The following is a 14,256-nucleotide window of genomic DNA, read 5'->3' on the forward strand; positions in this document are numbered from 1 at the left end:
TAAATATTGATAATCTGTTATTACCTGTCAGAAAAACTGGATAATTGGCAAATGAAAGATCTCAATGCCATGCGGATACTGCTTCAGGTCGCGGAACAGAAGAGCTTCTCTGCAGCAGCTGAGGTATTGGGGGTGCCGCGTTCATCGGTGTCCGCTGCAGTGGCTCAGCTGGAAGAAGAGATGGGCACGCGATTGCTGATGCGTACGACGCGACGGGTAGAAGTTACTCGTGATGGTGAGCTGTTTATTGCCCGGGCGCATGATCTGTTAGCGGGGCTGGATGACCTGAAGAGTCTGTTCTGTTCAGATGCGCAGGCACTTGAAGGTGTCGTGCGTGCAGATATGCCCGTGCCTCTGGCGAGGGATCTGGTGATTCCGAAGTTGCATGAATTCCAGCAACGCTATCCACTCATCGGGATCGAACTCAGTTGCACCGATCGGCGGGTTGATCCGGTAGCGGAGGGCTTTGACCTGGTGATCCGGGTTGGCGAGTTACATGACTCCAGTCTTGTCTGTCGTCGTCTTGGTGAGCATCAGATGGTGAACTGCGCGAGCCCTGCCTACCTGGAGCACTATGGCATACCCCTGACCCCGGAAGATCTGGTACGGCATAAGGTGGTGGGTTACTCTCAGACGCTCGGGCGACATGCTGGCGATTTTGACTACGTATTGCCCAGTGGCCAACAGGGGACGGTGGCCGTCCCGGCTACAATCAGTGTGAATAATGCTGATGCTTACACCGCAGCCTGCCTGGCGGGTTACGGTATCATTCAGTCACCGCGTCTTGGAATGATGCGCTTGTTGAGTGAGGGGTTGCTGTGCGAAGTACTGGCCGATTACCCGGCACCTGCTATGCCGGTGTCGATGCTTTTCCCTCAGCGGCGTCTGATCCCACAGAGAGTACGGGTGTTTATGGACTGGATCAGCGAATTGATTACTGATCAGCTGAATACAGGTGGTGCTGTTGGCGCTTTTTCAGAGCACTGAACAGTTTAATAAAAATTATCGACCGGATGTTTCTGAGACTTAAGCGTGCTATTTCTTCCTATTCAACAAGAACTTGATTGTATTACTGACGATGGCCGTATTCTCGGTAAGATCCGTTACGATGATGCTCAGCGTCACCACATATTCTATTCGCCTGAAGGCGAACCAGAGCTTTCAATCTCTGAGAGGGCAATGATCGACGAGCGTCTGTCGGGTCTGGATTCTGGTCTATATTCGATCCCAATGCAGGATGATGACTGAGGCGCTCTTCTGGTGCTGAGGCCGGGCGATGCGTCATTCGCACGACAGCGTCTGCCCGCCCGGACAATGGATATATGCCTGGTGTTGTTATTTTCTCTCTTCAGATGCCTCTATCTCCTGAATTTTCTTATAGGCCTCCTCAGCTTCAGTCGATAGCCTGGAGTACGTGCGGATATCGCCATTTCTCTGGGCGTGCATAGCTTTCTCAAGCAGCGCGGCGCGTTGCTGTCGGAGTTTCTTCGTCGGGTCACTTTTTAAGAACGAGAACATGAGGGGCTCCTGTTGGTGGTTGCTGCTCATCGTTTGAGGTCGGATCAGTTTCTATTGTGTACGAGAAGTGGTTTCAGAGGCTAGTACTTATACATAAGTTATACAAGAAGAGAGGGCAAACCCGGTAGCTATAGCTCTTAACTTCATGTGGGCTCAGTCGCAGTCAGAATGTTGTTTTCCCATGTCAGTTGTATGGGTATTTGGTTATACTCCGCGCAGTATTTCTTCTTGAGTTGATCTTATGTCTTTTCCTCCTTGCCCTAAGTGCGCCTCTGAATACGTTTATGAAGATCAGGCGAATCTGCTTTGCCCTGAATGTGGCCACGAATGGAACCCAGCGGACACCTCTTCAGAGGATACGTTTGTAGTCCGCGACTCAAACGGGACAGTACTGGAAGTAGGTGATGCCATCACTCTGATCAAAGACCTCAAGGTGAAGGGCAGCTCGCAGGGCCTGAAGATCGGCAGCAAGACTGTGATCCGCCGTATTGTCGAAGGCAAGGATCACGAGCTTGACTGCAAGTTCGCCAGTTTCGGTGAAGTGATGGTCACAGCAAAGTTTGTGAAAAAGGCCTGATCGTCGCCAGTAACCTGACTTTACTCGCTGTCTCTTTCGAGAAAGGCAAAGCTCATAAAGCTGGTGAACATGACGATGCCCAGTACGGCTGCCAGGTTTTCGACTGCGAGCATGGTGACGCCGCTGATGATCCAGCCGGTTTTCACCTGTTCCAGTCTTCGTCGGTAGGTCTCTGTCTGAGTCCACTCTATGTCCGGATGGTGCTCCGGGAGTCTGTAAAAACGGCGGATACGGCTGATGATGCTCCGGTGAGTCATGGTGTCCCTCCTGCATTAGGCATACCTTTAGCCTAGGAGATATGACAAGCGTGGCACGTCAGAACGCGGCCTGATAGCCATTTGTTCTATCAGGTGCGATGTATATCCAGTGAGGGTCTGAACTGAAAAGGTGCATGGGCACAGTGCACTGTGCCCGTTCTGGTATTTCACTGGCGGGTGAAGGTGATCAGCTCTCGGGAGGTTGTGCCGTCGTTCCATTCGATCCAGAAGGCCGGACCTTCCTGACGCAGTGTACCTGAGGGATTCGTACTGCAGTTTTGCCCGAAGGTGACGAGGTCTGCACTGAACAGATTATCATCTCGTGGTTGAACATTCTGAATCTCATTCAGAAAGCTCTGATCCGGATATTTCAGGGCCTCAAATTCATCGGCTGCAGTGTTGAAGTAGTAGTATTTGTCCTGGTATCTGATGTCACCACTGTACAGTGGAGGCCAGTAGTTATTGCTCCAATCCAGGTTCAGCAGTTGCGGCAGTTGGTATTCTTTTAACGTTTCGGTGCCGCTTGAGAAACTGGTGAGTCTGATATCCCCTTTCCACTTGATGCTCTCTGTGACGAATACCGTGTCTTTCCAGATCTGATAGCCTGTTCTGCGGTTTTCTTCTATTTTTGGGAGAAGGGTCGTATTTCCCATTGGTGACCTGACGTACAACGCCATTTCCTGTGGGAAAGTATAAGTGCTCCAGTCACCTGGTAGCTGATCGGCCATCAGTTGCCATTCTCCGAAATTCCGGTGCAGATACAGTGGCGTGGTAGAGGTACTGAAGGTGTTGAGATCTACCATAAGAGTATTTCTGTCACCAAATGCTTTCCGTAGATAAAGCACACCTGAATGATCATCATAAACTGCTGCAAAAGGGCCCGAAGAGGGTTCAAAAAGAGAAGTGCGACTGAAACTGTAGCTGTGCAGCAGCACAGGCGCCTGGCCATAGGCACGGGATTCGAAATTGAGTGTTTGTGTGTAGGTTGCTTCGTCAAAAAAAGTGGAAACGTAGAGAAGCTCTCCATTGTGCTGTACATCAGCGACGTAGGTATCGCTTCCGCTTGGGGTGTGATCAAGCTCTTCGCCTGTTTCGAGATCCATTAAAGTATAAACGGATGTCGCAGGGCCATCTGCAGGATTCAGATGGTATCTGATTCTGGCGAAGTCACCGAGTAGCCAGAGAGCGTAGTACGAGTAGTCCGCATAATCACCTTTTCTGCCCGGCTCGATGCGATGGTATTCGAGAGTGTCAGGGTTGAAGTAGAATGCCCGGTCTTCTGCCATGGTGTTCTGTTGTTTCAGTGCAATGCTGCCGTATACGCCAGTAGGTAAGGCATAGAAGGGTAACGTCAGCTCGTGGCTATCAGAGCCGTCTTTGTAGGTGACGCGTAATTGTGTTTCGTAGGTCCCCGTAGCTGAGTTGATTTCTGTAATAGCATATTGGATGACAATATCATTGAATACGACGCCACCGTTGTAGCCCTGTACCAGTGCGTCAAGTTGCTCTTCACTACCGGTCTGAGTATCACGTCGGTAAAGGAAACCGTCGTCAGCGTAGTAAGAGTAGGCAGTGTCATGGTCAGCTTCGGGTAATAAAACCGGAGCAGCTTCCTGTGTGATGTAAGCGGCTCCTGAGCGGGTATCAATAGTGAGAGGGGTTGAATCTATTTCTTCCGGAATGCTACAGGCATTGAGGGTGAAACCACCGTCTACTGGAAAAAGCTCGTAGTAGCTCACTGAATGTGATGGTGTTGGTTCCCGGTAGTCAACGAAGCGGCCGATCATTGAGTCTGTGTTTATTTCAATATGTGTCTGTGCGCCTGTAATAGGGTCATCAAGATTACCTGTGCCATTGCCGTAACTGGCGAACCGAAGTTGATTATCTTCACAGGTAACTGTCTCTGTGACGGTTGTCATAGAGATGTCTTCTCCTGCGTCTGCAGACTGGGAATCGAAGTCAGATTGGGCGCTGCTATAGCCCCAGCGTGAATGCCCGGCGATCGCCTGTGGATAGGTCATGGCGATTTGTTGAGCGCTTTCGTCCACCTGATAGGTGCCTTCGCTGTAAAAATAGCCTGTGTAATTATCCAGCCACAATATAATCCCGATCTGCTCCAGCGTCAGATCTACGCCGGGGAATATCTCGACGTCATTGCCGGTTTGTCCTGCATTCAGCCAGAGTTGCCACTCATCCAGATCAACATATTTTTTCAGCTCGACGGTGCCATCGTCATGAAAAACGTAGTTGGTCTCGATGTAGGTCAACTCATTATCTTCAGTGAACTGCCAGTCAGCCGCTGCACATTCGGCAAGAGTATTGAATTCAACGGGCGGTTCTTCAATGGGTTCACCACCGCAGCCGGTCAATATCGCAGAAAAAAGGGTGATTAATGCAGCGGTGCAGCGCGCGCAACTGTTCATATGACGTCCCTGATCAAGTGGCTTGTTATCACCCGAGCTGATCGGTGAAGCCTGTGTATTTATTGATCAGAGACTATCAGTCGGGAAAGAGGCTCTTCAAACCACGATACGTGCCAATAGCAGTCACGCCACTGACCGTCGTGTAGTTCAACAATGGCTACCTAAACCCGGTAGGTCGTTTTGGTCATAACCTTTGACAGAGCGCTCATACCCAGTTTGACGGGCAGGGGAAATCTGAGACCGCCGGCTTCAAGCGCGTGTGTGGCGTGACGTGCTTCGTCTTCGAGCATCTGCAATAGCACGGCTTTACTTTTTTCATCCTGCACGGGCAGGCTGCTCATGTGGTGAGACAGGTGTTTGCATACCTGCTCTTCAGTGGCAGCAACAAATCCCAGGCTCATGCGGTCACTGATTTTACCGGCAACGGCACCAATACCGAACGACAGGGCATAGAAAGCGGGGTTAAGGCGGCTGGTGTGGCTGCCCAGGTCTTTAATACGGTTCTCGCACCAGACAAGGTGATCCACTTCTTCGCGTGCGGCTTCTTCCATGGCGTCACGAACTTCGGGCAGTCTGGCTGTCAGAGCCTGGCCCTGATACAGCGCCTGAGCGCAGACTTCGCCGGTATGGTTGATGCGCATCAGGCCTGCGGCGTGTTTACGTTCTTCATCACTCATCTCAGTAAATTCCCGCTGCTCTGCAGGGGAGGAGCGCTCAGCCGTTGCGGCACCGGGCACAAGGGTGCGCAGGGCCTGGTCAGCCTGGCGGATAACCTGATCGAAGAGGGAGTAACGACGCTTGGCAGTCATAGTACAGACCTTTAACAGATGACGTGGGGGCATTTTACGTGATCCGGGCGTCAGATGCATGACTGGTGTCAGTATGATTGCGATGGGCGCTTCTGTTGCTGCAGATCGGCGAGTGCTTCGCGCAGGCGCTTGCCGCTGGCGGGTTTAGGAATAATACAGCTGATGCCTGCAGAGCGGGCTTCACCTTCTACGCTGCTGATACTCATGCCAGTCAGCATCAGCGTGGATGGACGCGGTGAGATTTCATCATCTGCATAGAGCTTCTCTGTCAGTTGCAGGCCTGACATCACTGGCATGTCGTGGTCGATAATGATCACGTCGTAAGGTTCCTGCAATGAGCACTGGTTGCGCATCATCGCGAGGGCTTCTTTGCCACTGTAAGTACTGTCTGCCCGGATGCCCCAGCGGCGGAGCTGCTTTTCCAGCACCGAACGCAGGGATGCATTGTCGTCGACAATCAGTACCCGCATGCCATTCAGCGTGGTGTCGGAGACGTCATCTGCCGTCTGGTCCGGGTCGGGCTGTACTGGCAGGAAGAGTGTCAGTGACGCGCCCTGATTGGTCATGCTCTCAACGTCCAGAGAGGCGTTCATCTGACGCAGTAGCGCACGCACGACCAGCAGGTTCCAGTATCGCGGATTATTGTCGTCGGTGTTCTGATGTTCGGGCTGCAGAAGCCGGAACAGCATTTTCAGTTCATCCTGCTTAACGATGGTGCCGGCCAACTGAATCTGCAGTCTCAGTCCCTGCGCCTGACCGCCCCGGTAGTAGCTGGCCGAGAGCGTAAGTTCGCCGCCTTCTGTGTAGGCAAGCGTACGGGCAAACAGGTTATGCAGCAGAACCTGCAGGCGACTGCGGTCGCCCAGTAAGCGATGAGGCACGCTGTCAGAGATATCGACGACCAGTTCCACCTGTTTTCGAATGGCTTCCTGCTGGAAGTGCGCCATGGTTTTGTTCAGCAGGTTTGCGAGGGTGAAAGGTTTTTCTTCAAGTGTCATTTGTTGCTGGCGGATTTTCGCCAGGTCGGAAAGCTCATCTGCCAGTATCAGCATGTCGCGACTGGCCAGGCGCATAGTCTCGATGTAGTCACGCTGTCCGCTGGAGAGCGGCGTGTCGCTGAGCAGCTCGTACATACCGATGATGCCGTTGATGGGGGTGCGCAATTCGTGGCTGATTTGTGAGAGCAGGGCGGGCGACATACGCACATCACCACTCTGAACGCCGTTGACCGGACGTCGGCGGATACTGATGTCTGCGAGCAACAGGCTGATAATCACCAGCATTGGCAGGGCAACGACGATCAGATCATTCAGGTTGTCCAGTGACAGCAGATTCACCGTGTTTAACACGGTCAGTACCAGCCCGCAGGCGACTGAAATCGCACCAATCAGCAGGAACTGCTGCGCGTTCTGTTGCTGGCTGCGCCCAAACCAGAGCACGCTGAGCAGGAAGATTTCATTCAGCACAATTGTGGCGCTGATAATCAGCTCGATGACACCGCTGGGCAGCCAGAACTCGCCAACCGCAATACCCACCTGAATAGCGATCAGGCTGATCAGGCCGACCCGGATCAGACGCGAGTGCCAGCGTAAACTGTACACAGCGAGCATCTGAGCGATGGCCGACAAGGCGATGGAGAACGTTTCGAGGTTGCCGTTAACGTCCTGCGAGTACCCCCAGTACACCCGGAAAATACCTACCCAGGCAGGGATGAAGATCAGGACGCTGATCGCGTAGAGAATCCCTGCGCGGGCGAGCAGGTTGCTGCGCCTCTGGGCTGACCAGAGGAAATACAGCAGGGCACCAATGATCCAGCCAACGGCGATGCCCGTAACTACGTTGACGCGCTGTTCTGTGTCCACAAAGTGGCTCAGGCTTTTCACTTCAATGCTGGTCGTCAGCAACGCATCTGTGCGGATACGGATCAGGTAGCTGCGGATCTCTTTGCCGGGAATATGCAGCTGAAACGGATGCGCCTGAGGGAAGGTCCCGAGAAGGTCGTACTGAGTCTGCAGCTGCGGGCGCTCGAGGTCGGTAATATCGTACAGCGACACTTCATCAATATGCGCATTCGACAGTGTCAGTACGACCTGACGTGGCTGATTGTCCGGGTTACGCAGGCTGAAGCGCAGCCACAAGGTGGCGTCGGTGAGACCGCGTTTGAGAAAACGGGTGTGGCTTGGGGAAAAACGCAGTGGCACGTCGTTGCGTACAACATCGGTCACACTGAGTTCGGAATTGGGGTCTTCGAATACCGACACGGCTTCGGTAATCGGCATATTGAATGGGTCGCTTGGCAGTATCACCGGACCGCTGGCGTGGCTGGCAGAGGCCAGCACGCTGAGCAGAAAAGTAACCAGAAGCAGAGTCACACTCAAAAACTGTCTGCGCACTGTCATGTCTGGTTACTTTCCCTGTCTGTATGCCCTGACGGGCGTTAGATTGCTTAGCTCTTTTCGCGTGCTACTGCACGATACCCGATATCAGAGCGGCAGAACATGCCTTCCCACGAGACCAGTTTCACAAGCTCGTACGCCTGTGCCTGAGCTTCGCTGACGCTGTTACCCAGAGCCGTCGCACAAAGCACGCGGCCACCGGCAGTCACTACTTCGCCTTTGTCGTTCAGCTTAGTACCCGCGTGGAAGACTTTGCGGTCGGTGCCGTCGTTCTCTGGCAGAGAGATAACATCGCCTTTCGGGTAATCAGCCGGGTAGCCGGCAGCGGCCAGAACAACACCCAGCGATGGGCGTGGATCCCACTGGGCAGTTTCGCTGTCGAGTTTGCCCTCGAGAGCCGCCAGACAGTGCGCCACCATATCGGACTGCATACGCAGCATGATTGGCTGAGTTTCTGGATCACCGAAGCGACAGTTGTATTCGATCACCTTAGGTGCGCCAGACTCGTCGATCATCAGACCCGCGTACAGGAAACCTGTGTAGTCGTTGCCTTCAGCAGCCATACCTTCAACGGTCGGCATGATAACTTCGCGCATGATGCGTGCATCGATTTCTGGTGTCACAACCGGCGCAGGGGAGTATGCACCCATACCACCTGTGTTCGGGCCAGTGTCTTTATCGCCCACACGCTTGTGATCCTGACTGGTGGCCATTGGCAGTACGTTTTTGCCATCGACCATGACGATGAAAGACGCTTCTTCGCCAGCGAGGAATTCTTCAATTACAACACGACAGCCGGCTTCACCAAATGCGTTACCAGACAGCATGTCTTTTACGGCTTCTTCCGCTTGTTCCAGTGTCTCGGCAACGATAACGCCTTTACCCGCAGCCAGACCATCGGCCTTAACTACGATAGGAGCACCTTTCTCGCGCAGGTAGGTGAGTGCTGGTTCAACTTCGGTAAAGTTCTGGTATTCCGCCGTAGGGATCTGATGGCGAGCCAGGAAGTCTTTAGTGAAGGCTTTGGAGCCTTCCAGCTGCGCAGCGCCTTTTTTAGGGCCAAAGATTTTCAGGCCAGCGGCTTCAAACTGATCAACCACGCCGTCCACCAGAGGTGCTTCCGGACCAACAATGGTCAGACCGATGTCATTTTCTTTCGCGAAGGCTTCCAGAGCATCGAAGTCCAGTACGTCGATGGCGACGTTTTCGATGTTTTCTTCGATGGCGGTGCCAGCGTTGCCTGGTGCAACGAATACTTTTTCAACCAGCGGAGATTGTAACGCCTTCCAGGCCAGAGCGTGCTCGCGACCACCGGCCCCAATAACTAATACTTTCATTGCCAAATCTCTTGTTATGGCCCGGTCTTAAATCCGCCATAGCAGCGTTAAAAATTTTATCAAAATGCTCACTTAGCCCACTAAGCTCCGCTTTTTCCAAAATTTTTGCCTTGCTCTGACGAATTTAATCTCCGGGCTTCGGCTAAATGGTTTTCGTAAAAACCAAATTTAAATTCTTTAACAATGCACCGCTAAAACTAAAGCTATATGTACGGTGCAGAAGCGTTATGAGCGATGCTGTGGCAAGGCATTTTTTGTCGAGGCTGCGGAGTGTAGTAGTCCTACATGAGCATGCCGAGATAAAAAATAACACCGCCACAGCGAGCGCAATAGCTTCCTTAATCAGTGACGGAAGTGGCGCATACCCGTAAACACCATCGCGATTCCAGCTTCATCGGCGGCCGCAATCACTTCCTCATCACGAATCGAACCACCCGGCTGGATAATCGCTTTAATGCCTGCTTTCGCCGCATTATCGATACCGTCACGGAATGGGAAGAAAGCGTCGGATGCCATGACTGCACCTTCTACCTGCAGACCCGCATGTTCCGCTTTAATCGCAGCGATACGTGCAGAGTTTACGCGGCTCATCTGGCCTGCGCCCACACCGACGGTCTGACGATCTTTGGCGTACACAATCGCGTTCGATTTAACGAATTTCGCAACTTTCCAGGCGAAGATCAGATCGTTCAGTTCAGCTTCGGTCGGCGTGCGCTTAGTGACGACTTTCAGGTCGTCGGCAGTAATCATGCCGTTGTCGCGATCCTGAACCAGCAGGCCGCCGTTCACACGCTTGTAGTCGAAGGCTGCAGCGCGTTCGGCTGGCCATTCGCCACACTCGAGCAGACGAACGTTTTTCTTCGCTTCAACGACTGCAGCCGCCTCAGCGGAGACTTTTGGTGCAATGATGACTTCAACAAACTGACGATCCACGATGGCTTGTGCCGTTTCACCGTCCAGTTCTCGGTTGAAGGCGATGATGCCGCCGAATGCCGATTCGCTGTCAGTCGCGTAGGCCAGGTCGTAGGCTTTGCGGATGCCGCCTTCGTCTTCTGGCACCACAGCCACACCACATGGGTTAGCGTGCTTCACGATCACACAGGCGGGTTTGGTGAATGACTTCACGGCTTCCAGTGCGGCGTCAGTGTCAGCCACGTTGTTGTAAGACAGTTCTTTGCCCTGAATCTGTTTCGCTGTTGCGATAGACGCTTCCGCAGGGTTTGCTTCAACGTAAAACGCCGCTTTCTGATGCGGGTTTTCGCCGTAACGCATTTCCTGAACTTTGTGGAACTGGCTGTTGAAGGTCTGCGGGAATGCCAGACGGTCATCAGTGCTCAGTTCGTCAGCAGACTGGTCGATGGTACCAAGGTAGTTGGCGATCATGCCGTCGTAGCTTGAGGTGTGCTCGAACGCTTTCAGTGCCAGTGCAAAACGGGTTTTGTAGCTCAGGCCGTTAACCTTGTTCAGGTCGTTCAGCACCATGCCGTAGTCAGAAGCGTTCACCACGATGCCAACGTAGGCGTGGTTCTTCGCTGCAGAGCGCACCATGGTCGGGCCGCCGATGTCGATGTTTTCAATGGCCAGTGGCAGGTGACAATCTGGCTTAGCGACAGTTTCTGCAAACGGGTAGAGGTTCACCACCACCAGGTCGATTGGGTTGATGCCGTGCTCTTCCATGACGCTGTCGTCCTGGCCGCGACGGCCCAGAACACCACCGTGAATTTTCGGGTGCAGGGTCTTAACACGACCGTCCATCATTTCTGGGAAGCCAGTGTAATCAGATACTTCAATCGCTGGGATCTGGTTGTCGATCAGCAGCTTGTAGGTGCCACCAGTCGACAGGATTTCAACGCCAGCGGCGTGCAGTGCCTGGGCGAATTCAACGATACCGGTTTTGTCAGACACACTGATGAGTGCGCGGCGGACCGGAGTGATATCGGCGGGAGTCTCGTTTGCAGGGATATGAGTGCTCATAGGGTACTGTTTTCTAAGCGGTTAAAAATAGAAAAAGCGGCTCAGGGCCGCAGGTTCTGTTGGCGTGCTTCAGAGCATGCCGTACTGTTTCAGCTTCTTGCGCAGGGTGCCACGGTTAAGGCCGAGTACGATAGAAGCTTTGGTCTGGTTGTCGCGCGTGTAGCGCATAACAGTTTCCAGCAAGGGGGCTTCGACTTCTGACAGAACCATGTCGTACAGACCGGCGATGTGCTGACCTTCCATCTGGTCAAAATAGTTTTTCAGTGCGTACTCAACACTGTCGCGCAGGGTCTGCGTCGCACCCGTAGGGATGCGTAATTGCTGGTTTGTCATGTCGGAGGAGTCTGTCACTGTGTCAACCTTTCTCAGTAAAGCTTCTGTGTTCATGCTGCTGCATCCTTATCTGTTGCTTTGCCCCTGAAGTGCTCTGCCACTGCAGCCAGTTGGGCAGATGGGCAATCCAATTGATTAAACGCTTTGCGGAAGCCGTTGCCGGGCTGCGTCTGCAGGTACCAGCTGACGTGCTTCCTTGCGATGCGTACGCCCAGGTACTCACCGTAGAATTCGTATAAAGAGCGGAGGTGGCGGACCAGAATCGCCTGAACCTCATCGAGCTCTGGCTCGGCCAGGAGTTCTCCGGTATTCAGATAATGAACAATTTCTCGGAAGATCCATGGTCGTCCCTGTGCAGCCCGGCCAATAAGAACGCCGTCTGCTCCTGTGTACTGCATAACTTCAGCGGCCTTCTGCGCTGAAGTGATATCACCGTTGGCGAACACCGGAATGCTGACGCTTTGTTTCACGTCGCGGATGGTGTCGTATTCGACAGTGTTGCCATAACCGCAGGCGCGGGTCCGGCCGTGTACCGCCAGTGATACTATGCCTGCCGCTTCTGCCATCTCGGCGATACGGATTGCGTTGCGCATGTCGGGTGACCAGCCAGTGCGGATTTTCAGACTGACCGGCACATCCACGGCTTCAACGACCGACTGCAAGATATCTTTCACAAGAGGTTCATCGCGCAGTAACGCAGAACCGGCAGCCTTGTTGCAGACTTTCTTCGCCGGGCAGCCCATGTTGATGTCGATAATCTGGGCGCCATTGCTGACGTTGAATACGGCACTTTCGGCCATTACCAGTGGGTCGCCACCGACAATCTGAACGGCAATTGGCTCGGGTTCACCGCTGTGATCCAGGCGCAGCTTTGATTTGCGGGTGTTCCGCAGATCAGGGTTGCCTGACACCATTTCGCCCACCACCAGGCCAGCACCAAGCTCTCGGCACAATTGCCGGAAGGGGCGGTCGGTGACTCCTGCCATTGGAGCCAGAACCACTGGGTTCGGAAGCGTGTAAGGGCCAATAGCAGGCATGGAAGACTGGTGCCTTCTGGTTAAAAAGTGTGCGATGAAAAAGTTGCGGTATGATACTCATAACCCCCTTCTGAATAAAGGGGGAAATGTGCAGAAAATGTTCAGATTTCTTGCTACGTTGGTCTTGTGTTCGCCGGCCTGATCCGTTACTGGTTGGCCAGTAGCTGTATCCGCCGGCTGACTGCCTCTGGGCCAGGATTGATCACTTCGACAGCAATGTGCACCGGAATACCCGGTGGCATCAGATCGCCCGGCAATACGTTGCCTGCCAGATACTCTGACGGTGACAGGTTGCGCTGGGCAACGAGGCGGTCATTCAGGTCTCTGAATTCCATTCTTACATCCGGGTAAGGCTGCGGGTGATCAGCCATATTGGTCAGCAGGGTGTCGACCACCAGTCCTTCTGCAATGGTCGGGTGCTGGTTAAACACGGTGTTGCTGGTACGGATCAGACGGATGTCCTGGATACTTGGCAGTGTACAGCCCGCCACATCACACAGCATGGTGTAATACGGACGGAAGGTCATATCTCTCGCCAGAACATCAAAGCGGAACCACGCCAGCTGCGCCACGGCGACTACGACCAGCAATATACTGGCAAGTGTCCACCATATCCCGGAGCGTTTTTTGGGCGCCGGCTTGAGTGTCACTGGGTCCAGGGCTACGTTGGGGATGTCCAGCGAAACACTGTCGGCGAATGACAGATTGCCGTCCAGCGCCATACCGTCACGATTGATGTTCCGGTCAGCTTCTGACTCGTCAGCAAACAGATTGTCGTACTCATCCGGCAGTGGCGTGCTGTCCAGTGCGACGTCTGTGACTTCGGGTTGCAGGTGCTCTGACGTCGCGTAGCCTTCAAACTCAGCATGATCGTCCTGATAGTCGTCGACGTAATCGTCTACGTAGGCTTCAGGTTCTGAGGCGTCTGTGGTCGACGCCGCAGTGACTCCGCTCGCGATTGCCGGTTCGTCAGTTATGTCTGCCTGGGCGTCGGTTCCGGGCTGATCAAATTGGCGGCGGTTACGCTCCTGCTGCTGTTCGCGGATCTGACTGAACGAGATGCCGCTGTTGTAGTCATCATCAAAAGAGTCGGGGTCGGGGCCATCAAGATCGTCACTCAATCCGGTATGGCGTGGCTCAGGTTCGTCACCCAGCAGGTCGAGAGCCCAGCGATTGTCGTGACCATCCTGATCGCTCTTGTCTTCATGAGCGAGCACATCGTCGTAGTCGTCAGAGACCAGCTCGCTGAGGTCAGCGGTCAGTGGATCGTCTTTTTCTGGTGGGTTGCGGTCGTCGCCCAGCAGATCTTCAAGCGACTCTGCGCCGTCCATTTCGTCATGAATCAGCAGGTCGTCGTCTTCGTCACCTACGTTTTCGAGCAGTTCATCAAGCGTGGCTTCGCCTGACAGGGTGACGGCATCAAATGCATCTTCCAGAAGATCAGGAAAGCCGGCCGAATCATCGTCAGCGGCATCGATATCGGTTGCTGCCAGGGGCTCGGCCTCTACAATATCTGTCGGCTCTGGCTCTGGCTCTGGCTCTGGCTCTGGCTCTGGCTCTGGCTCTGGCTCTGGCTCTGGCTCTGGCTCTGGCTC

At 53.7% G+C, this 14,256-nt stretch carries 13 protein-coding genes; 3 read left to right on the plus strand and 10 right to left on the minus strand.

Features of this window, described 5'->3' with window-relative positions; all coding sequences use genetic code 11:
- Positions 1 to 51: 51 nt before the first annotated feature.
- Both Q1L85_RS09215 and Q1L85_RS09220 read left to right on the plus strand, forming a co-directional pair.
- On the plus strand, positions 52 to 987 hold the full coding sequence (locus Q1L85_RS09215; RefSeq protein ID WP_300427364.1) for a LysR family transcriptional regulator: 936 nt from the start codon (positions 52 to 54) through the stop codon (positions 985 to 987).
- Between the two features lie 45 nt (positions 988 to 1,032).
- Entirely contained in the window at positions 1,033 to 1,248 is a 216-nt protein-coding gene (locus Q1L85_RS09220; protein WP_300427366.1) for a hypothetical protein, read from the plus strand.
- Positions 1,249 to 1,335: 87 nt separating this feature from the next.
- Here Q1L85_RS09220 and Q1L85_RS09225 read toward each other — a convergent pair whose 3' ends face one another.
- Positions 1,336 to 1,518, minus strand: a complete 183-nt coding sequence (locus Q1L85_RS09225; RefSeq protein ID WP_300427367.1) for a DUF6435 family protein — start codon at positions 1,516 to 1,518, stop codon at positions 1,336 to 1,338.
- A gap of 241 nt (positions 1,519 to 1,759) precedes the next feature.
- On the opposite strand from Q1L85_RS09225, the gene Q1L85_RS09230 reads away from it, so the two are divergent.
- Positions 1,760 to 2,095: a zinc ribbon domain-containing protein YjdM gene (locus Q1L85_RS09230; RefSeq protein WP_300427368.1), complete on the plus strand. Its 336-nt coding sequence runs from the start codon at positions 1,760 to 1,762 to the stop codon at positions 2,093 to 2,095.
- Positions 2,096 to 2,115: 20 nt separating this feature from the next.
- On the opposite strand, the gene Q1L85_RS09235 is transcribed toward Q1L85_RS09230, so the two are convergent.
- The 9 genes from Q1L85_RS09235 to Q1L85_RS09275 all read right to left on the minus strand — a co-directional run.
- Complete coding sequence (locus Q1L85_RS09235; RefSeq protein WP_300427369.1) at positions 2,116 to 2,352, minus strand: hypothetical protein; 237 nt, start codon at positions 2,350 to 2,352, stop codon at positions 2,116 to 2,118.
- A gap of 167 nt (positions 2,353 to 2,519) precedes the next feature.
- On the minus strand, positions 2,520 to 4,775 hold the full coding sequence (locus Q1L85_RS09240) for a hypothetical protein (protein ID WP_300427371.1): 2,256 nt from the start codon (positions 4,773 to 4,775) through the stop codon (positions 2,520 to 2,522).
- A 161-nt stretch (positions 4,776 to 4,936) separates the two neighbouring features.
- Positions 4,937 to 5,584 (minus strand): 2-polyprenyl-3-methyl-6-methoxy-1,4-benzoquinone monooxygenase, encoded by a 648-nt coding sequence (coq7, locus tag Q1L85_RS09245; RefSeq protein ID WP_300427372.1) that lies wholly within the window; start codon positions 5,582 to 5,584, stop codon positions 4,937 to 4,939.
- A gap of 68 nt (positions 5,585 to 5,652) precedes the next feature.
- On the minus strand, positions 5,653 to 7,983 hold the full coding sequence (locus Q1L85_RS09250) for a 7TM-DISM domain-containing protein (RefSeq protein WP_300427373.1): 2,331 nt from the start codon (positions 7,981 to 7,983) through the stop codon (positions 5,653 to 5,655).
- A gap of 47 nt (positions 7,984 to 8,030) precedes the next feature.
- Positions 8,031 to 9,317, minus strand: coding sequence for a phosphoribosylamine--glycine ligase (gene purD / locus Q1L85_RS09255; RefSeq protein WP_300432926.1), 1,287 nt, complete (start codon positions 9,315 to 9,317; stop codon positions 8,031 to 8,033).
- 342 nt (positions 9,318 to 9,659) lie between these two features.
- Positions 9,660 to 11,291 carry a bifunctional phosphoribosylaminoimidazolecarboxamide formyltransferase/IMP cyclohydrolase gene (gene purH, locus Q1L85_RS09260; RefSeq protein ID WP_300432928.1) on the minus strand — a complete coding sequence of 544 codons (1,632 nt, stop codon included), beginning with the start codon at positions 11,289 to 11,291 and terminating at the stop codon, positions 9,660 to 9,662.
- Positions 11,292 to 11,360: 69 nt separating this feature from the next.
- On the minus strand, positions 11,361 to 11,678 hold the full coding sequence (gene fis / locus Q1L85_RS09265; protein ID WP_300427377.1) for a DNA-binding transcriptional regulator Fis: 318 nt from the start codon (positions 11,676 to 11,678) through the stop codon (positions 11,361 to 11,363).
- Positions 11,675 to 12,661 carry a tRNA dihydrouridine synthase DusB gene (dusB, locus tag Q1L85_RS09270; protein WP_300427378.1) on the minus strand — a complete coding sequence of 329 codons (987 nt, stop codon included), beginning with the start codon at positions 12,659 to 12,661 and terminating at the stop codon, positions 11,675 to 11,677. The genes fis and dusB overlap by 4 nt, the downstream gene beginning before the upstream one ends.
- Positions 12,662 to 12,807: 146 nt before the next feature.
- The coding region (locus tag Q1L85_RS09275; protein ID WP_300432931.1) for a DUF3426 domain-containing protein at positions 12,808 to 14,256 on the minus strand (1,449 nt) is incomplete at its 5' end.

Source organism: uncultured Thalassolituus sp. (assembly GCF_950066645.1).
Lineage (GTDB): Bacteria > Pseudomonadota > Gammaproteobacteria > Pseudomonadales > Oceanobacteraceae > Thalassolituus.